This is a genomic window from Microbacterium sp. Y-01, from assembly GCF_003856715.1.
Classification (GTDB): Bacteria; Actinomycetota; Actinomycetes; order Actinomycetales; family Microbacteriaceae; genus Microbacterium; species Microbacterium algeriense.
Map to the genome: position 1 here is coordinate 2,550,465 of NZ_CP024170.1, position 24,590 is coordinate 2,575,054.

33 protein-coding genes and 1 tRNA gene are annotated in these 24,590 nt (G+C 66.0%); 24 read left to right on the plus strand and 10 right to left on the minus strand.

The window, feature by feature from the left end; all coding sequences use genetic code 11:
• Positions 1-55: 55 nt before the first annotated feature.
• The 5 genes from CSX12_RS12105 to CSX12_RS12125 all read left to right on the plus strand — a co-directional run bounded on the left by CSX12_RS12105 (position 56) and on the right by CSX12_RS12125 (position 3,272).
• Positions 56-850, plus strand: a complete 795-nt coding sequence (locus CSX12_RS12105; protein WP_124895944.1) for a glycosyltransferase family 2 protein — start codon at positions 56-58, stop codon at positions 848-850.
• A complete protein-coding gene (locus CSX12_RS12110) occupies positions 847-1,692 on the plus strand; it encodes an endonuclease/exonuclease/phosphatase family protein (RefSeq protein WP_206427083.1) in 846 nt (281 codons plus the stop codon). Before CSX12_RS12105 ends, CSX12_RS12110 begins: the two co-directional genes overlap by 4 nt.
• Positions 1,689-2,267 (plus strand): hypothetical protein, encoded by a 579-nt coding sequence (locus CSX12_RS12115; protein WP_124895945.1) that lies wholly within the window; start codon positions 1,689-1,691, stop codon positions 2,265-2,267. The genes CSX12_RS12110 and CSX12_RS12115 overlap by 4 nt, the downstream gene beginning before the upstream one ends.
• Positions 2,268-2,367: 100 nt before the next feature.
• The gene (locus CSX12_RS12120; RefSeq protein WP_124895946.1) at positions 2,368-2,898 is read left to right on the plus strand and encodes a hypothetical protein; all 531 of its coding nucleotides are present in this window, start codon (positions 2,368-2,370) and stop codon (positions 2,896-2,898) included.
• Complete coding sequence (locus CSX12_RS12125) at positions 2,898-3,272, plus strand: hypothetical protein (RefSeq protein WP_206427084.1); 375 nt, start codon at positions 2,898-2,900, stop codon at positions 3,270-3,272. Before CSX12_RS12120 ends, CSX12_RS12125 begins: the two co-directional genes overlap by 1 nt.
• A 19-nt stretch (positions 3,273-3,291) precedes the next feature.
• Here the strand turns inward: CSX12_RS12125 and CSX12_RS12130 are convergent, their stop codons facing one another.
• The 4 genes from CSX12_RS12130 to CSX12_RS12145 are packed head-to-tail and all read right to left on the minus strand — an operon-like array spanning position 3,292 to position 4,756.
• The gene (locus CSX12_RS12130) at positions 3,292-3,672 is read right to left on the minus strand and encodes a hypothetical protein (protein ID WP_206427164.1); all 381 of its coding nucleotides are present in this window, start codon (positions 3,670-3,672) and stop codon (positions 3,292-3,294) included.
• A gap of 44 nt (positions 3,673-3,716) precedes the next feature.
• A complete protein-coding gene (locus tag CSX12_RS12135; RefSeq protein ID WP_124895949.1) occupies positions 3,717-4,175 on the minus strand; it encodes a TadE family protein in 459 nt (152 codons plus the stop codon).
• A complete protein-coding gene (locus CSX12_RS12140) occupies positions 4,144-4,545 on the minus strand; it encodes a TadE/TadG family type IV pilus assembly protein (protein ID WP_017202461.1) in 402 nt (133 codons plus the stop codon). The genes CSX12_RS12135 and CSX12_RS12140 overlap by 32 nt, the downstream gene beginning before the upstream one ends.
• A 1-nt stretch (position 4,546) precedes the next feature.
• Positions 4,547-4,756 carry a hypothetical protein gene (locus CSX12_RS12145; RefSeq protein WP_124895950.1) on the minus strand — a complete coding sequence of 70 codons (210 nt, stop codon included), beginning with the start codon at positions 4,754-4,756 and terminating at the stop codon, positions 4,547-4,549.
• Between the two features lie 131 nt (positions 4,757-4,887).
• On the opposite strand from CSX12_RS12145, the gene CSX12_RS12150 reads away from it, so the two are divergent.
• The 12 genes from CSX12_RS12150 (at position 4,888) to CSX12_RS12210 (ending at position 14,346) form a co-directional block, all read left to right on the plus strand.
• Positions 4,888-6,303 carry a recombinase family protein gene (locus CSX12_RS12150; protein WP_124895951.1) on the plus strand — a complete coding sequence of 472 codons (1,416 nt, stop codon included), beginning with the start codon at positions 4,888-4,890 and terminating at the stop codon, positions 6,301-6,303.
• A 211-nt stretch (positions 6,304-6,514) separates the two neighbouring features.
• Positions 6,515-6,811 carry a hypothetical protein gene (locus CSX12_RS12155; protein WP_204974088.1) on the plus strand — a complete coding sequence of 99 codons (297 nt, stop codon included), beginning with the start codon at positions 6,515-6,517 and terminating at the stop codon, positions 6,809-6,811.
• A 181-nt stretch (positions 6,812-6,992) separates the two neighbouring features.
• A complete protein-coding gene (locus tag CSX12_RS12160; protein ID WP_124895953.1) occupies positions 6,993-7,205 on the plus strand; it encodes a hypothetical protein in 213 nt (70 codons plus the stop codon).
• A complete protein-coding gene (locus CSX12_RS12165; protein WP_124895954.1) occupies positions 7,202-7,621 on the plus strand; it encodes a hypothetical protein in 420 nt (139 codons plus the stop codon). The genes CSX12_RS12160 and CSX12_RS12165 overlap by 4 nt, the downstream gene beginning before the upstream one ends.
• A complete protein-coding gene (locus CSX12_RS12170; RefSeq protein ID WP_124895955.1) occupies positions 7,618-7,914 on the plus strand; it encodes a hypothetical protein in 297 nt (98 codons plus the stop codon). Before CSX12_RS12165 ends, CSX12_RS12170 begins: the two co-directional genes overlap by 4 nt.
• On the plus strand, positions 7,911-8,639 hold the full coding sequence (locus CSX12_RS12175) for a bifunctional DNA primase/polymerase (protein WP_124895956.1): 729 nt from the start codon (positions 7,911-7,913) through the stop codon (positions 8,637-8,639). The genes CSX12_RS12170 and CSX12_RS12175 overlap by 4 nt, the downstream gene beginning before the upstream one ends.
• A complete protein-coding gene (locus tag CSX12_RS12180; RefSeq protein ID WP_124895957.1) occupies positions 8,636-9,853 on the plus strand; it encodes an AAA family ATPase in 1,218 nt (405 codons plus the stop codon). Before CSX12_RS12175 ends, CSX12_RS12180 begins: the two co-directional genes overlap by 4 nt.
• A gap of 329 nt (positions 9,854-10,182) precedes the next feature.
• Positions 10,183-10,500, plus strand: coding sequence for a hypothetical protein (locus tag CSX12_RS12185; RefSeq protein WP_124895958.1), 318 nt, complete (start codon positions 10,183-10,185; stop codon positions 10,498-10,500).
• 406 nt (positions 10,501-10,906) lie between these two features.
• The gene (locus tag CSX12_RS12195; protein ID WP_124895960.1) at positions 10,907-11,479 is read left to right on the plus strand and encodes a hypothetical protein; all 573 of its coding nucleotides are present in this window, start codon (positions 10,907-10,909) and stop codon (positions 11,477-11,479) included.
• Positions 11,480-11,714: 235 nt separating this feature from the next.
• Positions 11,715-12,365, plus strand: a complete 651-nt coding sequence (locus tag CSX12_RS12200; RefSeq protein WP_204974091.1) for a recombinase family protein — start codon at positions 11,715-11,717, stop codon at positions 12,363-12,365.
• A 36-nt stretch (positions 12,366-12,401) separates the two neighbouring features.
• Positions 12,402-12,935, plus strand: coding sequence for a hypothetical protein (locus tag CSX12_RS12205; RefSeq protein WP_124895961.1), 534 nt, complete (start codon positions 12,402-12,404; stop codon positions 12,933-12,935).
• Between the two features lie 181 nt (positions 12,936-13,116).
• The gene (locus CSX12_RS12210; protein WP_124895962.1) at positions 13,117-14,346 is read left to right on the plus strand and encodes a hypothetical protein; all 1,230 of its coding nucleotides are present in this window, start codon (positions 13,117-13,119) and stop codon (positions 14,344-14,346) included.
• A gap of 158 nt (positions 14,347-14,504) precedes the next feature.
• Here CSX12_RS12210 and CSX12_RS18910 read toward each other — a convergent pair whose 3' ends face one another.
• Positions 14,505-14,717, minus strand: a complete 213-nt coding sequence (locus tag CSX12_RS18910; RefSeq protein WP_124895963.1) for a helix-turn-helix transcriptional regulator — start codon at positions 14,715-14,717, stop codon at positions 14,505-14,507.
• 381 nt (positions 14,718-15,098) lie between these two features.
• Here CSX12_RS18910 and CSX12_RS12220 point away from each other — a divergent pair, with 381 nt between their 5' ends.
• Positions 15,099-15,464, plus strand: coding sequence for a hypothetical protein (locus CSX12_RS12220; protein WP_124895964.1), 366 nt, complete (start codon positions 15,099-15,101; stop codon positions 15,462-15,464).
• Between the two features lie 63 nt (positions 15,465-15,527).
• Here CSX12_RS12220 and CSX12_RS12225 read toward each other — a convergent pair whose 3' ends face one another.
• The gene (locus CSX12_RS12225; protein ID WP_124895965.1) at positions 15,528-16,181 is read right to left on the minus strand and encodes a hypothetical protein; all 654 of its coding nucleotides are present in this window, start codon (positions 16,179-16,181) and stop codon (positions 15,528-15,530) included.
• Between the two features lie 249 nt (positions 16,182-16,430).
• On the opposite strand from CSX12_RS12225, the gene CSX12_RS12230 reads away from it, so the two are divergent.
• From CSX12_RS12230 to CSX12_RS12240, 3 genes are all read left to right on the plus strand, one after another.
• Positions 16,431-17,021: a hypothetical protein gene (locus CSX12_RS12230; protein ID WP_124895966.1), complete on the plus strand. Its 591-nt coding sequence runs from the start codon at positions 16,431-16,433 to the stop codon at positions 17,019-17,021.
• Between the two features lie 354 nt (positions 17,022-17,375).
• Complete coding sequence (locus tag CSX12_RS12235; protein WP_124895967.1) at positions 17,376-17,948, plus strand: hypothetical protein; 573 nt, start codon at positions 17,376-17,378, stop codon at positions 17,946-17,948.
• Positions 17,945-19,354: a hypothetical protein gene (locus CSX12_RS12240; RefSeq protein ID WP_124895968.1), complete on the plus strand. Its 1,410-nt coding sequence runs from the start codon at positions 17,945-17,947 to the stop codon at positions 19,352-19,354. Before CSX12_RS12235 ends, CSX12_RS12240 begins: the two co-directional genes overlap by 4 nt.
• A 28-nt stretch (positions 19,355-19,382) precedes the next feature.
• On the opposite strand, the gene CSX12_RS12245 is transcribed toward CSX12_RS12240, so the two are convergent.
• Genes CSX12_RS12245 through CSX12_RS12255 form a run of 3 tightly spaced genes read right to left on the minus strand, consistent with a single transcriptional unit; the run spans position 19,383 to position 22,320 of the window.
• Positions 19,383-20,276 (minus strand): type II secretion system F family protein, encoded by an 894-nt coding sequence (locus tag CSX12_RS12245; RefSeq protein ID WP_124895969.1) that lies wholly within the window; start codon positions 20,274-20,276, stop codon positions 19,383-19,385.
• Positions 20,273-21,130, minus strand: coding sequence for a type II secretion system F family protein (locus CSX12_RS12250; protein WP_124895970.1), 858 nt, complete (start codon positions 21,128-21,130; stop codon positions 20,273-20,275). Before CSX12_RS12250 ends, CSX12_RS12245 begins: the two co-directional genes overlap by 4 nt.
• Entirely contained in the window at positions 21,127-22,320 is a 1,194-nt protein-coding gene (locus tag CSX12_RS12255) for an ATPase, T2SS/T4P/T4SS family (RefSeq protein ID WP_241160452.1), read from the minus strand. Before CSX12_RS12255 ends, CSX12_RS12250 begins: the two co-directional genes overlap by 4 nt.
• A 160-nt stretch (positions 22,321-22,480) precedes the next feature.
• Between CSX12_RS12255 and CSX12_RS12260 the strand changes: the two genes are divergently transcribed.
• From CSX12_RS12260 to CSX12_RS12270, 3 genes are all read left to right on the plus strand, one after another.
• On the plus strand, positions 22,481-22,672 hold the full coding sequence (locus CSX12_RS12260) for a hypothetical protein (RefSeq protein ID WP_017202491.1): 192 nt from the start codon (positions 22,481-22,483) through the stop codon (positions 22,670-22,672).
• 81 nt (positions 22,673-22,753) lie between these two features.
• Positions 22,754-22,835, plus strand: a tRNA-Leu gene (locus CSX12_RS12265).
• A gap of 96 nt (positions 22,836-22,931) precedes the next feature.
• Positions 22,932-23,711, plus strand: a complete 780-nt coding sequence (locus CSX12_RS12270) for a VTT domain-containing protein (RefSeq protein ID WP_040568421.1) — start codon at positions 22,932-22,934, stop codon at positions 23,709-23,711.
• A gap of 31 nt (positions 23,712-23,742) precedes the next feature.
• On the opposite strand, the gene CSX12_RS12275 is transcribed toward CSX12_RS12270, so the two are convergent.
• Positions 23,743-24,552, minus strand: coding sequence for a Ku protein (locus CSX12_RS12275; protein WP_017202493.1), 810 nt, complete (start codon positions 24,550-24,552; stop codon positions 23,743-23,745).
• Positions 24,553-24,590: the final 38 nt, after the last annotated feature.

The window sequence follows — 24,590 nt, forward strand, 5'->3', positions numbered from 1 at the left end:
CTCGTGAGGGTCGCTGACGCTCCCTAGGCTGAGGCGATACCCGCGAGGAGACGACGTGCACCGCGCCACACCAGCCGCCCCCGAACCCACGGTCAGCGTGGTCATCCCGGTCAAGGACGACGCGGCAGCTCTGCAGCGCTGCCTCAGGGCTCTCGCCGTGCAGACGCTGCCGGCGGACGAGATCGTCGTCGTCGACAACGGCTCCACCGACTCCTCCCCCGAGGTCGCCACGCGACAGGGGGCGCGCGTCGTCCGGTGCGACGCTCCCGGCATCCCCGCGGCGAGCGCGGCCGGCTACGACGCGGCGACCGGCGAGGTGATGCTGCGCCTGGACGCCGACGGCGTCCCCGATCCGCGATGGGTCGAGCGGATGGTGGGGGCGTGCAGACGAGACCCTCGCGTCGGAGCGTGGACGGGCGGCGCGCACTTCGTGGACGGGCCGCCGGCGTTGCGCCGCCCTCTGGCCGCGGTGTATCTCCTCGCGTACGGGCTGGTGTGCGGCACGGCGCTGGGTCACGCCCCGCTGTTCGGGTCGAACCTCGCCCTGCGCCGGTCGACCTGGCTCGACGTCCGCGACCGCGTGCATCGAGACCCTGGCCTGCACGACGACCTGGACCTCGCCTTCCACGTGGGCGAACGTCACCGCATCCGCTGGATCGGTGGAACGGGGATGGGCATCTCGATGCGACCCTTCGGCAGCGGACGCGCCTTCCTCCGTCGTATCGCCGCCGGTTTCCGGACCGTGCTCGTGCACTGGCCGGAGGACTTCCCTCCGGTGCGCTGGGTGCGCCTCGGCCTGCGACGTCTGTTCCACCGCCTCGGCGTCCCGGCTCCGGGAGCGCGGCGATGACCGAGCCTCTCCTCGGAGCCGCCGCCGACACCGACCTCCATGTGATGACCCTCAACGTGCGGCGCGAGCTCGGCGCCCTGGCCTGGCCACCCGAAGACCGGTGGCCCAGGAGGCGACCGCGCGTCGCGGCGCTGCTGCGCGCGGAGCGACCGCACGTGCTCGGCGTGCAGGAGGCGCTGCCCGCACAGGCGGCCGTCGTCCGCGATGCGCTCGGCCCGTCGTACCGGATGCTCGGCCACGGCCGGCTTCCCGGACCCCGGGGCGAAGGCTGCCCGCTGTTCTACGACGCCGAGCGGCTGGAGCTGCGCGCGGGGAGTCAGTACGCCCTGTCGCGCCATCCGGAACGGCCGGGTTCCTCGTCGTGGCTCAGCCTCCCGCGCGTCGTGGTGGCCGCGCTCTTCCGTGATCGGCTGACGGGGCGCGAGGTCACCGTCTTCAACACGCATCTCGATGCGTTCTCGCCCTGGGCACGGCTCCGACAGGCGCAGGCGATCCACCGCCGGGCCGAAGCGGCGGCCGCACCGGTCATCGTCCTCGGCGACTTCAACGCACGAGCCGGCTCCGCACCATGGCGCGCCCTCCAGTCCGGCGGCTTGCTCGCCGACGCGTGGACCGGGGCCGAATCCCGGCGGACCCCCGCCTGGGGGACGTTCGCGCGCTACCGTCCCCCGCGGCCTGGACGGCGCATCGACGGGATCCTCGCCTCGCCCGAGCTCCGGGTGCGTCGTGCGGGCATCAACGCGCGGCGGTATGAGGGCGGCTGGCCGTCGGACCATCTCCCCGTGCAGGTCCTGTTCGACCTTGACACCGCCACCCCCGACCGCCCAGAGGAGGCACCGTGAAAGAGGAGTTCCTCCGTCGTCCGCGCACCGTCGCGGAGTACGGCGCCGACGCCATCCGTGCGATCGGCGTGCTCAGCGTGCTGGTGGCCGCCATCTGGTCCACCCCGACCGATGCCGGCATCCTCGCTCTCGCCACGCCCGCGCTCATGCTCCCGCGCGCGCTCGGGATGCGTGGCGGGGTGGACCTCGCCATCGGCGTGACCGTGCTCGTCGCGGCGGCGAGCAACGTGTTCGACCTCTACCGGTCGGTGCCCGGGTGGGACCTCGTGGTGCACTTCGTGTGCACAGGAGCGATCGCCGCGACGGGCTACCTGGTGCTCGCGCGGCTCCGCATCGTCCCCGCCCAGGACTCGCCGGAGTTCCGCCGCCGCATCCCCGTCGTCCTCTGCACGATCCTCGGGCTCGCCGTCAGCGCCGTCTGGGAGATGATCGAGTGGGCCGGTCGCACGTTCGTCACCGACGAGATCTTCGTCACCTACGAGGACACCATCGGCGACATGGCCCTCGGCGGCCTCGGCGCCCTCGCCGCCGGAGTCCTCGTCGCCTTCGTGCGGTTGGCGGGATCGCGTACATAGGGCTGGGACGTCTTGGATCAGCACACGGCGGCGCTCTCAAAATGACGCATTTCATCGTCGCGCGTCGACTTTCCGTACTCACATGAGTACACTTCGAGCCATGATCTCAACATCAACTGTTCAGGGCCGCCGCCTGGCACGCCGCAGCACCACGGCGACCGTCATCGCGTTCGTCTGCGTCGCTGCCTTTACCCTCGGGGTGGCTCAACCCGCCAGCGCCACCGTCTATCGCTACAACGTCATCAGCAAGAGCGCCACGCTCCACGTCACAGGAACGATATTTGCCAGTTGCAAGATCACCTCAGCCGGTGGCAGCTGCGGCATCTCCAAAGGCAAGAGCGTTACTCGCACGCTCGGAACGAGCCTCGGCGCAACTCGCGCGGACGTAGCGGTCGGTCTCAGCATCAGCTCGGCGGACTCGGAAACGACCACGGTGGGCTGCGACTCTCCCAAACTCAGGGCGGGTCAAATCTGGCATGCGCGCGCTCTGGGAACACGGTTTACCTATAAAGTCCAGAAGCAGCAGGCTTACAAGCCGCGCGTCGGGCCGACACGGTGGAAGACCGTAGGGACGAGTTCCCAGCTTCAGGCCTACGACCCCTCCGCGAACGGAATCTCGTGCGGGCTCTGATGCGTGTTGCCACATGTGCGTCCGGGGTCGCATTGGCGGCGGCGTTCACGGGCTGCGCCACGTCCTCTTTGCCGATCGACGAGACGGTCGGGAAGTCTCTTGAGGAGGTTTCAGAACACGTGGGAGATACGACGACGCTGCTCACCCAGGATGTCTCGCCCCGCGTAGGCCTCGAGGCGACGTACCAGCAAGGCGGCGACGACACCGCATGGATCGTCGTGGCGAGCTGCGCAGACGACGCGGTCGTGGACAGTGCCACCATGGCGGAAGTCGCAGTGATTCCGAAGCGCGCTTACACGGCAGAGGTCAGGAGCGAGATCGCGGACGACGACTTCGCCGACGCGGTCAGCTGTGACGGGCTGTCGTTCCGCTGACGTCGGTGAGTCCGCTCAACTACCGCAGTGCGGTGCGGCTGGTCGCGGTCGATTCGAGCCGCACGCCGTCCGGGACGAAGGGCGACAGCAACGGCGGGTGCCAGTCCGTCGTCACCGTGACGCGGGCGGACACTCCATCGGGCGTCCCCGCCGCGACGATCGACGCCTCCCCGGGAAGCGCCGTCGCCACTGCGGTCGCCTGATCGCGCACGCCCGCGTCGGTCAGCTCCGCACGGAAGGCGCCGTCGCGCACCTCCAGCGTGAAACCATCGGCTCCGGCGAGCGCCGCGGAGTCCGCGAGGGCATCGAGGCGCTTCTGCGCGATGTAGAGGTCCGTGGCGCAGACGCACACGAACAGCAGCGCCAGCGCAAGCAGAACGTACCCGAGAGTGAGCAACATCACACTCCCCTCCTCCGGGCTCCTCCGGCCGCCGGTCCGGAACCTCATCCGGTCCCCCACATCCGCGAGATCTTCTGCACCGCGTCCGCCTGCACCGGCACCGCCGTGGACCGGTCCAGCCCGAGCAGGTCGGGCACGAGGGGCAGGCGCGTGCGTGTCGCGACGGTGACCACCAGCGTCGCTCCGGGTGACGGACATGCCACGGCAGGGTTCGTGCACGCGATCGACACCCGGACGGCGCCCTCGTCGAGACCGTATTCATCGACGACGCCCGCGAGCACGGCATCGCTGCGCGCGGCAGCGCTCTCGGCGTCGGGGGCCTGGGCGATCGTGCGCGCGATGTGACGTGCCGCCGCCTCCGCACCGAGAGTCTGCTCCTGGATCGCGCCGAGTGCGATCACCAGGTACACCAGCGGCACCAGGAGGATCACACCGACCGTGACGAATTCGAGGGCCGCGGAACCGGCGTCGTCATGGAGCGCCGAACGTCTCAGCGGGCGCATGCGCCGCCACCTCCATCCCGAACGGCACGCCGATCAGCCCGATCAGCGGGAAGGTCGTGCGCACCTGCACGTCGATCGTCTCGTGCGGCGGCACGCCGGACGTCACGACCGTGATGTCTTCGGCGTACTCCGCGCCCACCGCACGCGTGATCACTGCCCGCGCCCGTGCAACCCCGTCTACCGGCCCGGTGTCGGCGAGAGCGGCGTGATACGCCCCCTCCACCGCGGCGTCGTGCACGACGTTGCGGACATACACCGCGAGCGCGAGCTGAAGCACGGCGAGGGTCAGCGCGGTGAGCAGCGTCCCGACCAGGAGGAACTCCACCGCGCTGGAGCCCCGGTCGTCCGCCAACGGAACCCCGACGCGCATCTCACAGCCCCGACACGCGTTGGATCGCCTGCTCGAAGAGCGAGGTCAACGCCGGACCAGCGACGGCCCAGATGAGCACCACGAGACCCGCCGTCATCAGCGTCACAAGGACCCACCCGGGGACGTCGCCGGACTCGTCGCGCGCGAATTCGCGGAGCCATCTCCCGCGTTCTCGTCTTGGCCGCGGGGAGGTCTCTGATCGTGTCGTCATGGTGTTCCTTTCGTGAGCGGATCAGCCGATGCCGAGCCGGAGGATGAACAGGCCGGGGTAGACGGCGAAGAGCACCGAGAGCGGGAGGATGAGGAAGACCAGGGGCTAGAGCATGGTATTAAAGTACCTTTATGGATTGCGTCATATACACCCGCGTCAGCATCGACCGCACTGGTGAGGCGCTGGCCGTGACTCGCCAGGAGCAGGAGTGCCGCGCGCTGGCCGACCGTCTCGGACTCAAGGTGATGGCGGTGCACTCGGACAACGACATCAGCGCCACCAGCGGCAAGGCTCGTCCCGGCTTCGAGGCCATGCTGAAGACCAAGCCCACGGCCATCATCGCTTGGCATCAAGACCGCTTGTTGCGTCTGACCCGGGACCTCGAGCGGGTGATCACACTGAACGTGCCGGTCTACACCGTCACGGCAGGCACCCTGGACCTGACGACACCGGCTGGCCGTGCAGTAGCGCGAACCGTTGCCGCATGGAGCCAGTACGAGGGCGAGCAGAAGGCCACGCGCCAGGTCGCCGCAAACGTGCAACGCGCCGCTAATGGGGTCCGCACTGGACGCGTCGGATACGGATACCGGCGTGCGGGTACCACCGTGGTCCTGGACGACGCTGAGGCTGCGACGATCCGGTCGGCAGTGAGGCGCGTACTCCATGGCGAATCGCTACGAGCGATCTGCAAGGACCTCGATGCACAGGGCATCCCGACCCCTGGCCGTGGTGCAAAGTGGAACAGCACCACCCTCAAGCAACTACTACTTCGCCCCTCGTTGGCAGGGTTGACGGTCCACCGAGGCCAGGTCGTGGGCCGCACGCCAGACGATTCCCCTCGTGTGATTGACGAGGACACGCACGAACGATTGAAGGCCGCGTTGACAGACCCTGTTAGACGGACCGCCCCCGTGGGCAGAGCACCCAAGTACCTGCTGGGAGGCATCGCCCGTTGCGGACGCCCGACCGGCACTTTGGACGACAAGGGCGAGCCAGTGTTGTGCGGCGGTGTGATGGTGCGCGCCGTAGGCCGTAAGACGACCACCAAGTCCGGCGGGACCAAGCGTCAGCCTCCGAGCTACGTGTGCAGTGCGTGCTACCGCGTGCGCCGCATTCAGGATCTGGTGGACAAGATGGTCGAGGGCATCGTGGTTGGGCGACTGGAAATGCCCGACGCCGCACAGCTTTTCGCGACGGGCGACCCGGTAGCTCTGCAAGAGGCTCGCGACTCTATCGAGGCTATCGACGCGCGCCTGACCAACGCGGCCGACATGTTTGCGGCAGGCACGATCGACGCGGCACAGCTCACGCGCATCACCGAACGCCTGAGAGCTGACCGCGCACAAGCCGCCACCGCACTGGACGCCGCACTCCCCCCGGCTATACCTGCCGATCTGATCGGAGCCAACGCGGGCGAGGTGTGGCATGGCCTCAGCATGGATGTCAAGCGCGCGGTGATGGACACCCTCGTGACGGTGACGATCCTGCCGAGTGGGAGCGGGAAGGCGTTCGACCCCGACACCGTGCAGGTGGTCTGGCGTAGCTGAGCCCTCCGGGCACAAACGGGCGTCTGCGCGTTACGCCGTACCCGCGACCACCGAACGACGCAGGCGGTCGCAGAGAGCCGTTGCTGGCCTGCGACACGCCGAGGCACGCCACAAGTTTGCAGCGAGTCTTTCCCTACGGCCGCTATGCACGGCGTCATTTTGCGGCATTTCCTGACGAGCGGAGATGGCCCCGGTCGGCAAGGCTTATGGCATGGCAAACCAGCGATACACGATCAAGGTGCTCTGCAGGGGCACGTCCCGGCATGCACACTCTCGTCGTGAGATCGCCCGCTACGAGTGGTCCGAGTCGGGTACTTTCTGGGATCGGATCGACCACGCCGACTCTGGCAAGGACTGGGCCGGAGGAATGAACGACGAAGGCAAGATCGAGATACGACCACGCCCCGTGTTTGAGTGCCAGTGCGGCAACCGTCCGGTGTACACTCACGACGAGCTTCAGCAGAAGCTCCAGCTCGCCGCAGACGAAGGCAAGCACCTGACGGTCTAGCACCGGCAGACTTTACAACTGAATACCGCTGGTGATCGGCGGGATACAAGGCACGGTCACATTTCATGGCTTACAAGCCGGTGGGAGCCGTACGCGGGACGGACATAGCCCCGGTGCCTAGATCAGAGCCCCTGGTCGAGCTCCTCAGCGGGAGTCAGTACTTCGCTGAAGGAAAGCTCCCATGGCTACTATCACTCGCACGCTCACTGCGTCGGCGCACGTCGCTGTCGCTGTCCGACTCAAGGACCCCGAGCGGGAGACCGTTGCACGCCGCAACCTGGCAGAGGCGCAGATCGCCGATGCCATCGACCGCGCACTCACAACCGCGCCACCCCTGAACCCCGGCCAGATCAGGACGCTGACGACTCTCCTCAAGGCAGGGGGTCAGCGATGAAGAAGTTCCCCGCCGACTACCCGAGCAAGCACTCCCTCACTGAGACCGAAGCGAACAACGCGCTTCAGTTCGGGCCTGACCTGGCATGGTTCGAGCCGTGGGCCGAGCGTGCCATCAACATCTCCGACGTCACCACGCATGCATACGGGTATACCCACGTCTACAGCAGCCACGGCTCGTTCAACTACGACTTCGCCTCGTGGCCGACGAAGGAGGGTCTCGCGCTGGGTCTGGAAGACCTCTGGCGAGACCACACAGGACGCGGCTTCACCACCACCGACCGCACCTTCCCGAAGTGCCAGGACTGCCAGGGCGTCGTCTACTTCGCCCCGGATGAGCCACTCCGGCTGTACCTCGTGATCGAGCAGGACGACGATGAGGATGACCCCAGCGATGACGGCGGGGCCGACCAGTGATCGCCGCAGACCAGAGCATCAAGGCGATTCTGGGAGACGGGACCATCGAAGCTGAGGCCGCTCGCCGGCTGAAGGTCAAGGTGGCAGGCGTCGGCACTCGCGATAGCTGGTCGCCGGTCACCGATGCCCGCGTGCGCATGGCGGTCACCCGCGTCCTCAGCGCCATCCACGACGAGCTGGTGGCACGCCCCGGCATCGTGTGGGAGGAGTCCGTAGCGCTCGATGCGCTGCTGGGTCAGTACTGGCTCAACGTCGTCATCGACTACGTGTTTGATGGCAGGGCCGAACGATGACGGTCCCGGTAGGCGCTGCTCTGCGACTGGCCCGTGCGGGCTGGCGCGTGGTCCCACTCAACGGCAAGAAGCCCTTCCTCCCCGGCTGGATGGAAGAGGCCACCACCGACCGCGACACGATCAAGGGCTGGTGGGCCGAGCAGGACTTCAACGTCGGCGCGGTCATCCCGCTCAACCACGTCGTGATCGACATCGACCCGCACAACGGTGGCTCTCTCGAAGCTCTGGAAGACCTGGCCGGGGTCAAGATGCCACCTACGCTTTCGATCCTGTCCGGCCGGGGAGACGGCTCGGTGCATCTTCACTACCTCCGCCCGTTCCCGAAGACGACCAAGGTGCGCATGCCCGCTGGCATCGACGTGCTCACGCGCGCACAGGTGGTCATGCCGCCGAGCGTGCACCCCGACACCGGCAAGCGCTACCGCTGGGGTGACGACGTACCCGTGGCACGACTCCCCCTTGAGGTTGTCCGCCTCATCCGACCGAAGGTGCACATCACTCGCGGAGCCGGGAACGGTCGGGACGTCAGTGCGCTGATCGCCTACGTGCGTCGGCAGGAGAAGGGCCAGCGGCACGACGCCTATCACTGGGCAGTTCGCAGGGCTGTGGAGCAGGGGGCACCCGAGCGTCAGATGAACCGGCTCATCGAGGCCGCAGAGGATCTCGGCTTCACGCCGCAGGAGGCTCGCCGCATCGTCGAGTCCGTGAGAAAGGCATCAGCATGACCTCCGCACCGTCTAGCCGCAGTGGCGCTCCCAGGAAGCGTCCTGTCCGGAAGCCGAAACCTGCCTCGGGAGATGGCACCCTCACGCCAGAAGAGAAGGCGCTGATCGCGCAGAAGGACTACGAGGAGGCCGTCGAGGAACGGGTGCGCTCGATCCAGATCGGGGAGGAGGCTAAGCGTCGCCTGGCCGAGGAGAAGGCGGGCGCGCTGGAGATTCCGAAGCTGGAGACGCTGGATCGGTTCCTGCGCCGCAAGATGCCTCCGCAGAAGTACCTGATCGACGGCCTGTGGCAGGCGGACGGCAACGTCCTACTCGCAGCACAGAGCAAGGGTGGCAAGACGACCATCGTCGGCAACCTTGCCCGCTCGCTCGTTGACGGCGACCCGTTCATGGATCACTTCGAAGTGGTCGAGACACGGACGGTAGCGCTGCTCGACTTCGAGATGTCGGAGCACATGCTCCAGGACTGGATGCGGGAGCAGAGCATCCGCAACAGGCGCAACATGGCGCTCGTACCCATGCGGGGCAGGGCTGGTGCTTTCCGGATCACCGACGACGCCACACGGGCGCTGTGGGCGCGCATCATCGAGGACGCCGGTGCCGAGGTACTCATCTTGGACCCGCTGCGACCAATCATCGACGCGATCGGACTCAAGGAATCGAACGAGCTGGGTGAGTTCCTCCAGGCGTTCGCAGCGCTCAAGGTCGAGGCGGGCATCAGCGAGGGGCTGATCGTGCACCACTACGGCCATGGTGCTCAGCGCGCCTCCGGTGATAGCCGCCTGTTGGGGTGGCCCGATGCCATCTGGAACGGAACCCTGCAGGAGGTCAACGACCCCACATCGATCCACTACTTCCAGGCGTACGGCCGTGACGTGAACATCCCCCGAGGTGTGGTCCTGATGGACGACTTCAAGCGCCTGGAGTTCAAGACGGACGTACCCGAGGAGAGCAAGACGGTCCTCTACGACCGGCTGGTCGAGTGGCTCAAAAAGCAGAAGGAACTGGACATGGAGGCAGTCGCCAAGGGCGAGGAAATCGACGGCAACGAACCCGGCGAACGCAGGTCGTCTCAGATCATCAACGCGGGCATCAAGGGCATCACCAAACACACGGCAGCCGAGGAGCTCAAGAAAGCGACCAAGGCCGAGCGCGTGGTTCTGCGTGACGAAGGAAACGGGAAGTCGAAATGGTACTCACTGCCTACCTCCTGACCACCACTACCCAGCACAACCACCACCACCGCCCCCCTCTCTTAAAAGAGAGGAGGGGGTGGGGTAGGTGGCTAAGCGGGGGGCGGCTCAACCCCAATCTCTGGGGGTGGGTCTGGGGGGTGGTTTACACCTCACCGGCTGTGTGGCCGAGTACTCCACCGCACCGGAAGACACACCCCCCACGCACGAAACGCACGCGACGCCTCTCTGTACGCGCAATCTGCCGGTCTCTTGGCCAAGGGGCAACCGAGCATCACGCTCAGGCGGAATCGGCCGACTACGACTTCAGCCGCGTTCCGCCTCATCTACCGAAGAAGGACATCTAAATCATGACTGACACCATCCGCACCGAGACAGCCGAGATCGATAACCCCTACGTCGAGGTAGTCCTGAACGGCGGCGACGAGCGCGCGCCTGAACTGAGCGCCGTGTGGGCGGAGATTCGCGCGCTGCTCAACGACGGCACGCACACGGTCGATGACCTCGTGGACACCACCGGCTTTACTCGGGCGACCGTGAGAGCGCTGCTCTACTACGGACGGAAGCGCCGGAAGGTTCGCATGGTCGAGGTCCGGCGTCAGGTCGAGGTCTCTCCCGACCTGTTCATGGTCCGCACTGTTCGTGCGTACAGGGCGCCGAGCCAGTGACTCCCGAGGACGCGTGGGATGCACTCGATGAGGCCTTGCAGGAATACGAGCCCCCTTGTCGGGATGACCCCATGTTCACCACGACTGACCGGCTCAGCCCCGAAGATCATGCCTTCTGCGAGTCGCTCTGCGCCGGGTGCAAGGTGCTCGACCTGTGCGACACCTACGCCACCACGGCAGACGTCCGGATGGGGTTCTGGGGAGGGCATCGACACACGCAGAAGGGCAAACAGCCTGCCGGTCCCAGGACGCTCCCGGGGCCACCCCGGCAGGCCAGCACCTAGGCCACACCACCCCAACGACCCAGCGGGACGCTCAGCGATACCCACCGAGACACCCGCACCACCCCACAGACACCGCACCGGGACGGATTCCCGGAACCCAGTAGAAGCAGAAGGAACACATCATGGCTAAGCACACCGCAGCATCCGTCGAGACGAGCCTCCCCAAGGCGCAGAGCGGCTACAAGGAGCGGGCGAGCGCCGTCAAGGCCGCACACGACTCCACCAAGCAGGCGATTAAGGCCGACCCGATGACGTCCGACCTCGCGAAGAAGGACAAGCTCGAAGCCCTCGACAAGGACACCAGGGCCAAGCTCGACGCGATCAAGGACGAGCAGGTCACCTACGAGAAGGGTCTGCGCGACACCATCGAGCGTGAGTTGCGCGGGAACCAGCCCGCCGACGCGAACAGCGTGCTGCTCCGTCGCGACGCCGCCGACCGTGTCCGCAAGATCACCGACAAGCAGGAGGCGATGGACATCCTGCAGGACGCTCTGGCCAACTCTGACGAGTCGATGGCCCACGCGATCGGCACCCGTGCACGGAACGCCGCTTGGCTCGACGTGGCCGAGGCATACCAGGCCGCGTACCCTGCCACGGCTGACTCGGCGGCTGCTCTCGCCTACGTCGAGGCGAACACCAGCGGAGCCGCCTACAACCTGTCCAACCAGATCACCTACTCGGCGCCGCTCCACTGATCTGCCTATGACTGGGTGAGAGGGTTTCCTCCTTTTCCCTCCTCACCCCGCTGGGACGGGGTATCCCAGCACCAAGAGACCCCTGGTCACGATCCGGGGGTCTCTTGCATGTCGTCAGCATGCACGTCCATGGCCGCATGGATTCAGTAATTTGCGGTGCTCATCAGGCGTCAGCAAAAGTTTCAGGCACAAGGCGATGTCGGACATTTCTGCCGGACCCGAAGGAGACCACGCGATGAGCAAGCACATGATCGGATACGTCCGCGTCAGCACCGAGGAGCAGGAGCGGTCCGGGCTGGGAGTCGAAGCACAAGAGGCCTCTATCAAGGAGGCGTGCGAGCGCCGGGGCTGGACCTTCGAGTTCTTCCGCGACCTGGGATGCTCAGGTAAGCATGTCAACCCTGAGTTGCGCCGTGGCCTCGACATGCTGTCCGCGGGGCAGTTCGACGGGTTGATGGTTGCCAAGCTCGACCGCCTCGCCCGTAGCGTGCGGCATGCATCCGCCATCATCGACTCGGCAGTCACGCAGGGCTGGGCGCTTGTAGTGCTGGACAACGCGCTCGACCTAACCACGCCGGGCGGACGGGCCATGGCCAACATGCTCGCCACCTTCGCCGAGCTGGAGCGTGACCTGATCGCTACTCGCACCCGTGAGGCGCTGGCCGCACGCAAGGCACGGGGCGAGCACAACGGACGACGCACCGCTATCCCGGCTGGCGTGCTCCGGCGCATCGTCACCAGCCGGGAGGAGCACCGCCTTAGCTTCTGCCGTATCGCAGATGCCCTCACGGCTGAGGGTGTGCTGTCGCCTACCGGCCTACCGCGCTGGCATGAGTCCACAGTGCGCCGCGCATACGCCTCAGCCACGGCGACCGTCACCGTCTGACCCTTCCGGCAGACTGATCGACAGAGGAGCACCAACATGAGCAATCTGAACGACAGCGGCACCGAACGGGTCGGCCTGCCCGACGTCACTCGACTGTCGGTGAAGCATCTGCTGCTGCTGGAGGCCAGCGTCGTGAAGGAGCTTCGGCGTCGCGATCTGGTGCGGACCAACAACAAGCCACTGGGAGACATCGCGGAGTACGTCGTGTGGCTGGCACGCGGCGGAGTGCTCGAACCCAACTCGACCAAGTCACACGACATCACGACCGAGTCCGGGCACCGCATCCAGGTCAAGGCGATGGCAAACCGCGCGGCTGGAGCCGGGGCGAAGTTCAGCCCGTTCCGGAGCGCGGGCTACCACACGGCGGTGTTCCTGCTGTTCAACCTGGAGTTCGAGATCGCGGAGGCATACGAGGTCGAGGCTGATCTGATCGAGGAGCACGTGCGGTTCGTCCCTCATGTAGCTGGACGCCAACCGAGCCTGACTCAGGTACGCGCGCTGGGCACCGACGTTACCGCCGAGATGCAGTCGGCATACGCACGCATCGACGGCGCGCCTCTCTCCGACTGATCACCCCGCACCGAGTCCTCTGGGAAACGCTCCTGGGGGTCTCTTGCGGGCCTGAGGCTACCTGGCACCTAGGCCAAGCGCTGCTGGCGACCCAGCGGGACGCTGAGAGACGCGCGCAGAGACATGCAAGGGCAGCCCGTCGCCGGCTTCGAATGTCGGCGCGCACTGAGATCATGTTGAGATGACCGAGCGCGAAGGGCACAAGTTCACGCTGTCAGCAGACGACTACAGCATGTGGGTCCTTGACTGGCGGGCGAAGCAGATCCGCATCGTCATGCAATCGGGCGAAGAGCACGTTGCTCCTATGGACGCGGACGAGCGACGCCCTAGCAACCAGATCGCGCGATCATTCTTTGATTGGGACCGTTGGTGGCTGACCACCGAGACCGAGAAAGGTCACCTCGTCTTCTGCGAGGTATGGAGTCCGGTCGGTGACCCCGTGAAGGGTCGGCCATCGGTATACCTTGACCAGCTCCACTGGAGCACGATCGCAAAGGCACTGGTCAAGCCCGAGGCTCTGTCCGAAGCGGACCTCACCGCCGCTCAGCGGATCATGAAGCTTGGCCATGATGGTGGCATCCGGCTCCCCCTCTCCTCAGCGACGATGCAAGAGACAGCCGCGTTGTTCGGGGACAGGCGCTACGAGGTCGGCATCGCTATTGCATCTCTCAGCGGCGGTTGGCAACTCCGCGACCCCCTCGAGCTCCGACGCCGGGAGTTCGCCGCGTGGTTTGCCGAGCGGCTCTCTCTGGATGCGCCCGTTCCGGCGGCTGACGCGGTCACGCTCGCACCCAGAAGCATATTTGGTGACCGCGTCGGGTCCGCAGCAGGGGCCGATCTGAGCGACAGCATGCGCCAGTTTATGGACGCTCTCACCTGGCCTTCGGTGCTTGTCTCCATGCTGATCGACCCTGCCCCAATCGCCGGTGCACCTCCCACGCGGTGGGCCGAAAGCAACGGCGACATTGCTAAGTGGATGGCTTCGATGTCGCGTGAACAACGGGCATCGGCGGCCACGTGGGCGGCTATCCAGGACAACGAAGGCTTGATGTCGTCCGCTCTTTCTCTCATTGGTGACCCCTCCACGCTGGTGGGTCGCCTCAATCCGACGGACCTGGCTGACGCGGTGACCGATACTCGCTTCGGAGGCCTGTACACCGCGATCATGGGCGAGCGGCATCGCGATCCGAACCGTCGATGGCTACCCAACGATCTCAACGACATCATGTTCCTGACTTGCGCTGCCGCTTACTGCGACTACGTCGCAGCCGAGCGGTCAACTGGTCGCCAGATGGCGCAACTGTTGACTCGACGCAAAGTGAAGCCGAACATCTACACCACCCTGCCTGACCTTGTCGAAGCACTCGACCGTGACGGCGTTCGTACGGTGTCCGAGGTCGAGGGTTCATAGCACTGGCGGGCAGCCGCAGTTCAGGTCAGGTCAGGCGGAAACGTACGACTACGACGTGTGCCGCACCTGCCGACCGCCTCCTCCAGCTGTCAAAGCCGTGACCGCATACGACCCTCACAAGAGACCCCGAGTCGACTGGCCATGGGACTCTCGCAGTTCTAGGCGAGGAGGTCAGCCGCTGGCACGTCGAGAGCCTGGGCCAGCTTTTGGATGATGTCCAGGGTTGGGTTACGAGTACCGCGCTCGATGCCGGAGACGTATGTGCGGTCGAGGTTCGCACGGTGCGCGAAGTCTTCCTGTGACCAACCGCGCCCGGTCCTGAGTTCGCGCACGCGCGCACCGAACGCGGCTCTGTGAGGTGGAACGGGCATCTTCCAACGCTCGCGCTAAGCTGACAATGAGTCCACGGACTATGAGTCACATTTACGAAAGGTGCAGAGAGTGTCGAACCATCTGAACGTCTTCAGCCAGAAGGGCTGCGTTGATTGCAAGTCATGCGAGAAGGGCGGAGCGCACGTTGGGCGAATGGCAACCCTGTGGACGATTGGGGTCTGCACGGCCGGAGTCGGCCTTCTCTACCTGCCGTTCTTCAAGAAGTGCCAGTACTGCTCTCATAACACCTGGTGGAACAAGCACTACGGGCCGGATCTGCGTCGAGCGGCACAGGCGCCTGCAGCTGTCGCCAACTGAGTGAGGCTAGCTAAGATAACGGCCAACCTGTCGACTATAAGTCACATCAACCAAGGAGCAACATGCCTCGCAGAGCCAAGTTTGCAACGACCGTCGCCGCACTCGCGCTAGCCGTGACCGCTCTTGCCGGATGCGCCGCCTCGACCACGCCGCAGTCGGCTGACTCTACGCCGACCGTCAGCCCCACACCGACCCCGGACTACCTGACCGAGCTACCCCAGTGGGCGGCAAACACCACACCGTGGATCATCTACCCGGACGGTTTCGAGTGCTACGGCACCGAGGGGTGCCCCAACGACTACCGCTGGCACTTCGGCGAGCCCGGCCCGGTCCTACCCGAAGGCGTCGTCTTCTACGACCCGGCTGTGCACGACTGCGTAGAGGTGAGACCCCTAGGTATGGAGTGCGGGAAGACCCCTGCTGGCTAGCGCGGCACCGTATGAATCTGCCCGGATGGGCGGCTACCCACGGAGCACTTCTTGCCGCCAACATCAGCGATCTAACGCCCCGAGGCCTTCTCCTGCCAAGAACTCCGCGGTCTCTCGTTGCGCAGTAGCCACCAGTTCCCTGAGCGTCGACTCCAACGTGAGAATCGCTGAGGCCCTGCGGGCGGGCGAAGCAGTCGTGTAGGCGGCTAGCGCATCAACCACTTGATCCATCGATCGAATTTGCACGTTCGAGTAAGCGGGGGTGGTTGCCGTGAGACCCCCAATCGCGTTGACTACGCGATGCTCCGCGTCCTTCGCGATGGTCGCAGCCTCGAACAGCCGCTGTGTGAGCGACACCATCGCGATACGGTACTGCTCGAACCCGTTCCCGACCGACTGGTTCGTACGCATCGCGTCGTATACGGCTCGACTAGCGTTAGCGAAGTGGCGCGTGGCCTCTATGACACGGGGCCACTCACGGCGAATGCGCTCGTCGTACTCCCAGTCCCTTTGTTCCTCTCGCTCTGCGCTGCGAGCTTCGCGGTCTAGAGCGCGTTCGGCCTCTCGATCGAGTCGATCCTGTTCGCGCTCCTGCGCTCGGTCCTCCCGCGCGCGACGGCGTAAATCAAGCGAGAAGAGCCATGCCGCCAGAGCACCCACGATCGCGCCGCCGAGCGCGCCCCACATCGTCGCCCAGAAGGTATTCCAGAAGTCCATGCTGGAACTCTAGCCAGGACGCTTGCGTAGCCTAGTGACATGGACGATCTCGACCGTCAGCGAGAGTTGCGACGGCTCCGCGATGAGGTGCTGAGCACTCCAAACTGCCTCCGGTGCGTGCAACGCATGGAACCCGCCGAGGTGGACGGCGAGCCTATCTGGCAGTGCCCGGAGTGCGGCGCGACGCGGTCGGCGTAGCCACACCGGCGAACATCTCTCGATGTCGGACATCGCATCTATGCTGAGCACATGGCTGCTCCACCACCATGGATGAAGAGCTGGCGGAAGACCCGTCGCTCTTCCCAGGAGCGCGCGAAACGGATCCGCGTACTTAACGCCGAACTCGACGTTCTCCGGGGCGCATCCGCCGACCGGTCGCGGACCATCGACACGAAAGCGTCATTCATCGTGGTGGTCGCGGGTGTGCTGGCGTCGGTTACCGGACTCTCGCTAGTAACCACTGATACCTGGCTCGTTGGGCTCGTACCGTTCGGACTCACCGTTGCCGCCGTAGCTGTGGCGACGGCCGCCCTGTGGCCACGAAAGATTGACTTACCGTCCGCTCGCGATGTTGTCGATGCGTGGGTGGATGCCGACATGCCCGCTGACGAGCTGGAAGACAATGTGCTTGAGGTCAAGGCACGTGAGGTCACCAACCGCGACGCGCAGAACGAGGAACGAGCGAAGCTGACGAACTGGGGTTTCGGCCTCGTGCTCGCCGGTCTCGTGACGACTCTTGTTGTAGTAACCCTCAATGCAGTTAGCCCAATCTGGAGTGAACATGACGAAGCCGAACCCGCCCAAGCCCCAGTCAGCACCCAAGCCCCGGCCACGCCCTGACGTGTCGATGGTGATGCAGACGCTGACCCACAGCGACGACACGCCCATGGAGACGCGATGAGCGACGACCAGAAGCCGTCCTCCGCCCCCGCCTCAACACGACCAGACGTGGAGGTCGTCTTCAAGGAAGTCATGGCCACCGAGCACGGCAAGCCGAAGAGCCAACCGTGAGCGATGACACCCCTCCCCCGCCGCCCCCGCCGCCCGCACGGCCCGACGTCGAGAAGGTGTTCAAGCGGGTGACCGAGAACGACCGCAAGCCTCAACCACGAGGGGATGGTCAGCGGGGCTGATATCCGACTCTCCAGTACGCGGTTCCGTAGAACGCAACTTTGGAGCCGCTATGGTTGGGCCATGTCAGCAGAGGCGACTCAGGAAAAGGGGCGACGGGGAGTCGCGCACACCAAGCGGTGGTTGGAGGCGACAACTTTTGTCGAGCTCCAGTTCAATGCCTACGAAGATGAAGGCATGTGCGAGCTAGAACTACTTTCGGGAACAAAGGTGTTCGACATGTACGGCTCCATGCTCGGCCCGAACCGCCGACCCGTCTACGTTGAAAACAAGGACGACACGAATGTGTCCAGACTGTACTCGGCGTATCAAGAGTTCCTCGCCAACGCTTATAGTGCGACCGCGCGGCGGATCCAGGTCGCGAAGGACCAGAAGGCCGAGTTCATGTGGGTGAGCACTCACCCGTTTAATCAGGCCGGATGGGGAAAGCTCGCAACGCCTGATGAAGTAAAAACCGCACTTGGCAAGTATCCCGGAGTGCTCGGAGCCACAACGGTAGACGACGAGCTGCTCCGGACCGTAGCCTCCCGGATCTGGGTGCTGGTGATGAATCACCGTCAGCTTGACATCAGCCTCACCCACGAGGAGGTCCAGCTTGTTATGGGGCCACTGAAACGAAAGGTACCGACGCTGTGACGTTTGTCGAGACGCTCAAAGCCGCGAAGGACACCCGCGTTGCTGATGACTACATCTCTCGGGTTAAGTCAGCGGTGTCCGCGGAGCTGGAGTCCCTCGATTCGTCTGCAGTGATCGAGGACACCTCCTATTTCAACCACTCGGCTATTCCTGATTTAGTCCTCACCTGGCCGCGCGAGAGGGCCACCCGAGCAATCTTCCTTCGCCACAGCTACCAGTCAGTTGTTGACGCCGATGACGTCGATTACTTGGCCGAGAGACACCCGGTGTTCATGTCGCTGGATACCCGCGAGCGGGAAGACAGTCGGGCCGAGACTGTCCTTCGGGAGACGGCAAGCAGTGTTCGAACCTTGGTAACTGATCCCACCGCGGTGGACGTAATCCGCGGCGAAGAGTCATCCGGGAGCCCCCTCGCCGATCTTGTGCGGGCGAACTTCATCAGGGGCGGACGTGGCCTCATCGATGAAGGCCGCGCCACATCACTAGTGGAATCAACCCAAGCGGCTGAGCCGACTGCACGCGAACTGCTCATCTCGGAGAGTTTCAGCGAGGATGCTGCCGCACGAATCACACGGACCTCTCAGCTAATAGCGCTCGCCCTCGACCCAGATTTCTCACTTCTCGATGGAGAGGAAAGCCCTCTCGTCGGCGGGAAGCTCTCGATCGCAGAGCTCCGCCACCTGGTCCCTTGGCTTCTTAGACAAGACGCGGCGATAGAGAATACTCAGTTCTGGCGTCACCTTGGCGACTACGTCACGTTCGCCGAGCTAGAGAACATTCGCGCGGATCTGGCCGACATGGATCTGACCCCACTCGTTAAGGCGAACGCAGGTCGCTGGAGTGCGAAGTGGGCCTACGTGGGTGTTGCAACCCCGGTTGAAGGAGATGAGACCTACTCCCTCCGCTCCGACTACTGGTCATTCCGGAATGGCGGAGCACTGGGGATCGATGTCGAAGAACAACGACTCTCCCTCGCCCATAACGGGCAACTAGCGAGCAAGGGCAGAGACGGCACCTCGAGTGCGACGTGGGAGCGAATCAAGGACGCGGTTGCGTCAGACCGTCTGGCACGTATCGATCTGCGCGGGATTACCCGCTCAGTGATTCTGAACGCCGAGCGAAGTCCAGATATCCGGAGCGACATCCAGAAGGTCACAGACAGTTTGGATGATTCATACACGGTCAACGAGGTTGTGCTGCGGACGAAAGCGCCTCAGGAAGACGGCACCACCGAGATAGAGGTGAAGTTCGATAACGCGCTCGTGATAGCGGCATCCGGAGCATCAATCGCTGATCTGGCTCGTGTGTCGCTCCAAGTGCTGAACTACCGCACGCCAGTGACCGACGAAGTGGTCGGCGGGTTGTTCGATGAGACCGCTCCGGCGGACGAGAGCAACAACGGCTGACGACGCCTCCGGCTGGGAATCAGCTATCTCACCTACCGGCAAGGTACCTTTTCCCATTTGTGCCGGGCAGGAGCATCAGGATCTCCTTGCGCCCGGCCTGCTCGATGAGCGTGCGTTTCGCTTCCTCCCTGGCGTCCCCGGCCTGCGCCTGCAGCACCGCCGCGAGCGGTGCGCCGCGCTCGAGCGCGGCGATCACCTGGTCGATCGCGCGGGACAGCGCCGGCAGATCGAGGCGTCGCTGCATCTCTCCGAGGGCGTCGGCGAGCGGCGATCCCGTACCCACCGCGAGCACCACCCGGCGGAGCTCCCCGGTAAGCTCCCCTGAGCCGACCGCGGTCACCCGACGCAGCGCGTCCAGGAAGCCCTCCCCCGCAGAGAGGCACAGCGCCAGGAATTCCAGCGTGGTCGGAAGCTCGTCGGAGAGCCGCGCTCGTCGGGCCTTGGCTCGTGCGGAGAGCTGCGCATCGTATGCGGCGGCAGCTCCCGCACCGCAGAGCAGCGGCAAGACGGTCGTCGGCACGGACAACCGCCCGGTCACGGCGAGCGCCGTCACGACGACGGCACCCGCAGCGATCCCGCCGAGCGCCCATCCCAGTTGGCGGCCTCGGAAAGACGCCGGGTCCCTCTGCAGACCGGCCTGTGTGAGTCGCAGCCGCAGGGTCTCGCCGCCGCCGAGTAGACGCTCGAACCGGCGCCGGAGAGCCTCCCACAGGGCTCGCCCGCCGGCGGGCAGAACGCCGACCGCGGGCAGAACCGCTCGAGGCAGTCGTTCGTCCGGCACGACATCGCGCACATACGGTCCGATGCGAAGCGCGAGGGAGGGCGCCCGCCATCGCGGTAGCGCCGCGAGCATGCTCAGGACTCCCGCCGCGAATCCGCCGCCGATGAGCGCGGCAGTGGCGAGGACCGAGAGCCCGCTCATCCGAACCACCGCCGCGGTTCCGGAAGGCGACCGATGCGGACCATGATCCGGAACGCGAGGAACGACGTCACCGCCCCGGCGCAGATGACGAGCACGCCCTCCGGTGTGCCATACGCTTCGGCGCCCTCCGGTCGGAGGACGAGCAGCCCGAGGATCACCCACGGAGCGATCGAACCGAGGACCGCCGCACCGCGGATCCAGGATTGCCGCGCCTCGACCTCTCCGCGCAGGGCCGCATCCGCTCGGACCGAGGTGGACAGGGCTCGGAGCACACTGACCAGCTCAGTGCCGCCGACCTGACGTGCCATGCGCAACGTCTCCACGATCCGATCGCCCAGCGGATCAGCCAGGGTGGACTTCAGCCGATCGAGGCTCGTCTCGAATCGACCGCTCGCTCGCAGGTCTCGCGCGAACACGACGAACGCGGGCCGGAGCATCGCCGGCGCGGACTCCGCGAGGCTCGCCACCGCGTCCGGAAGCGAGAGTCCGACCCGGATCGACGCGATGAGCAGGTCGCAGACGTCGGGCCAGAGCTGTCGCCGCATCCGGCGGAGACGCGAACGACGCCCCCGGAGGAAGACGATCGGCGCCGCCGCTGCGGCGACCCCGGCGAGCACCCCGAGCACAGCGAGTCCGGTCAGCAGCCAGACGACGGACGCGGCCACCCCGCCGACGGTGATCATCACCGCGGTCAGCGTCCGCTGCGACAGGGCCTCCAGACCCGCCTCCTCCGCGAGCCGGACCAGCCGACCGTGGGAAGCTGCGACCGTCGTGTCCTCCTGGGGCGGCCACATCCACGGCGACAGGCAGAGCAGAATCCCCGCTGCGAGCAGCGCACCGACGAAGACCGTCACGCTGACACCCCGACAGGAAAGCGCGTCCCGCCGTTCTCTCCGACCTCGTCCGGTGGCGACACAGCCGGTTCGATGCTCCGGACGAGGATGCGCCCGCCCTCGACCTCGCCCGTCGGGGCGATGATCTCCTGCACGCGGCGATGCCCCGTGCGGTCGCGCACGCAGTGAACCACCAGGTCGATCGACGCGGCGAGCGCGGGCGCGACGAACGCGCGATCGATGTTCCGGCCGGCGAGCAGGGGAAGGATGCTGAGCTTCTCGAGCGCTTCCGTCGCGGAGTTCGCGTGCACCGTGCACGCGCCCGGCACGCCGGTGTTGAGCGCGAGCACGAGGTCGAGCGCCTCCGCATCGCGCACCTCGCCGACGACCAGGCGATCCGGTCGCATGCGCAGCGCCTCCTTCACCAGTCGGCGCAGCGTGATCTCGCCCGTGCCCTCGAGACCCGCCTGCCGCCCCTGCAGAGCCACCAGGTCCGGCCCCTCGACGGCGAGCTCGAACGTCTCCTCCACCGTGATGATCCGCTGCGACTGCGCACACGAGGCGAGCAAGGCTCCGAGCATCGTGGTCTTGCCCGCGTGCGTCGCACCCGACACGATCACCGTGCGCCCCGCGTTCATCGCGTCGCTCAGCCGCCGCGCCGCACCGGAGCCCAGCATGCCCTGTTGCGCGAGAGCGTCGAGAGAGCGGTAGTTCGGCAGGAACTTGCGGATGTTGACGACCCAGGAGCCCCGCACGACGTCGGCGATGGCCACGTGCAGGCGCGAGCCGTCCGGGAGCGAGGCGTCGACGAAAGGCTGGCTGATATCGACGCGACGCCCCGTGGACTGGAGCATCCGCTCGACCAGATCCCGGACCGCCGCCTCCTCGAGCTGGAGACCCGTCTGTCGCGCCGCACCACCAATGGCGACATGCACCCGTCCGTCGCCGTTGAGCCAGATCTCCTCGATCTCCGGATCGTCGAGCAGCGGCTGCAGGGCACCGAAACCGCTCAGCGAAGCCAGCACCTCCCGCATGCATGCGGCCTCGTCCTCGATCAAGGCGTCCCCCCGTGCCAGCGCGAGGTCGTCGTGGCGACGCACCTCCGACCGCGTGATCCGCCAGGCCGCATCCGGGTCGACGGACGGATCGACCCCCTCGGCGCGCAACCGGGAGCGCACGCGTTCGGCGACCTGGGCGGAGAGGTGATTCACCCCGGCATCCTCGCAAGGATCGCGATATCGCTGCCGACGTTATCCACAGCCGCGCCCGCGAATCGCCCACATCCTCCGTCGAAACGCAAGGGTGCAGACGTCACGCGTCGACGCTGCTGAAGTGGCTCGTACCAGCCACCCCCACACGAAAGGAACGGTCATGACCGACACCTTCCCGCCTCCCTCCACCCCCGACGAGCCCTCTCCGCACATCCCCGACGAGCCGCTCGCCCCGAACCCGGAGGAGCCTCTCGCGCCGAACCCCGAGGAGCCCCTCGCCCCGAACCCGGCGGAACCGCTCGCCCCGAACCCCGAGGAACCCGGCCTGCCCGGCATGAGCGCTCTCGGCTGAGAGGCGGACCACCGCGGTCCGCGAACTGCGGGCTGATCCCCAGATATGCGGTTTCCCAGGTCAGTAGACTGATCCCACCGCGCGGGAGTGGTGGAATTGGCAGACACGCAGGATTTAGGTTCCTGTGCCCCAGGGCGTGTGGGTTCAAGTCCCACCTTCCGCACGAGAGACGATGGTGCCGTCGTGAGGCCGCCCGGATGTCGCTCCGCTCTGCCGCCGACCATCACGACCGACGGGAATCCCGCCAGTGCTCGAATCCATGCTGCACGCACCGACCGCCCTCATCCCCTGGCTCGACCCCGCGACGATCATCGGGACCGCCGGACCGTGGGCCCTCCTGGTGGTGTGCTTCATCATCTTCGCCGAGACCGGTCTGCTCGTCGGGTTCCTCCTCCCGGGCGACACCCTGCTCGTCATCGCGGGCCTTCTCTCGCACCCCATCGCCGGATCGGATCATGGCGTGTTCGGCATCAACGTGTGGTTCGTCGCACTCCTCATCGGTCTCGCCGCCTTCGTCGGCGGTGAGGTCGGCTACGTGATCGGCCACAAGGGCGGCCCAGCGGTCTTCGAGCGCAAGGAATCCGGCCTCTTCAGCAAGAAGAACGTCGAGCGCACCAACGCGTTCTTCGAGCGCTTCGGCGGCATCACCGTGATCCTTGCCCGTTTCGTGCCGATCGTGCGCACCTTCGCCCCCGTGGCCGCGGGCGTCGGGCACATGCCCTGGCGTCGATACACGCTCTACAACCTGATCGGCGCCGTCCTGTGGGGCTTCGGCCTCACGATGTTCGGCTATGTGATCGGGTTCATCCCTCCGGTCGCGAAGTTCGTCGAGGACTACATCGACCTGATCCTGCTTGCCGCCGTCGGCGGCACGGCGCTCGTCACGCTGTGGCACTACCTCTCCGAGCGGCACAAGGCGAAGAAGGCCGCCGCGGCGGGCGAGGACGTCGTGACCGACCACGAAGAGGCGGAGGAGCTCGTCCTCGACACCGAGGTGTTCGACCGCGCTCCCGACCTGGACGGCGACGGCAAGCACTGACTCTCGGGCGGCCGCGGCCGCCCGGTATCCGTCAGCCCGCGTTCTTCGCCCGCTCCTCCTTGGAACGGGCGACGCTCGCGCGCAGCGCCTCCATGAGGTCGATGACCTCGCCGCCCTCGGCCGCCTTCTCGGCTTCGCCGAACGTCTCGGCCACGTCGAACGTGTCGCCCGCCTCGATCTTCGCGTCGATGAGCGTGCGCAGCTCCTTCTGATACTCGTCCACGAACTCCTCGGGATCGAAGTCGGCGGAGTAGCTGTCGACGAGCGAGGCCGAGAGCTCGAGTTCCTTCTTCGATATCCGCACGTCCTCGTCGAGGGCGGGGAAAGCCGCGTCGCGGACCTCGTCCGCCCACAGGAGCGTCTGCAGCACGAGCACCTTGCCCCGCACCCTGAGCGCGGCGAGACGGGTCTTCTGGCGCAGGGTGAACCGCACGATCGCGGTCCGATCCGTCTGCTCCAGCGTCTTGCGCAGCAGCACGTACGCCTTCGGCGACTTCGAGTCCGGCTCCAGGTAGTACGGCTTGTCGAGCGTGAGCAGGTCGACCTGATCGGAGGGCACGAACTCCACGACGTCGATCTCGCGGCTCTTCTCCGCGGGGAGCGAGGCGAGATCGTCCTTCGTCAGCACGACGGTCTGGCCCTCGTCGACGTAGGCGCGATCGATGTCGGCGTAGGCGACGGTCTCGCCGCACACCTCGCACGTGCGCTGGTAGCGGATGCGACCGCCGTCCTTGTCGTGCACCTGATGCAGCGGCACGTCGTGGTCCTCGGTCGCGGAGTACACCTTCACCGGCACGTTCACGAGCCCGAACGTCAGTGCGCCCTTCCAGATCGTTCTCATGAGCCCAGTGAACACCAGTCGGACGTGCCGCGGCCAGA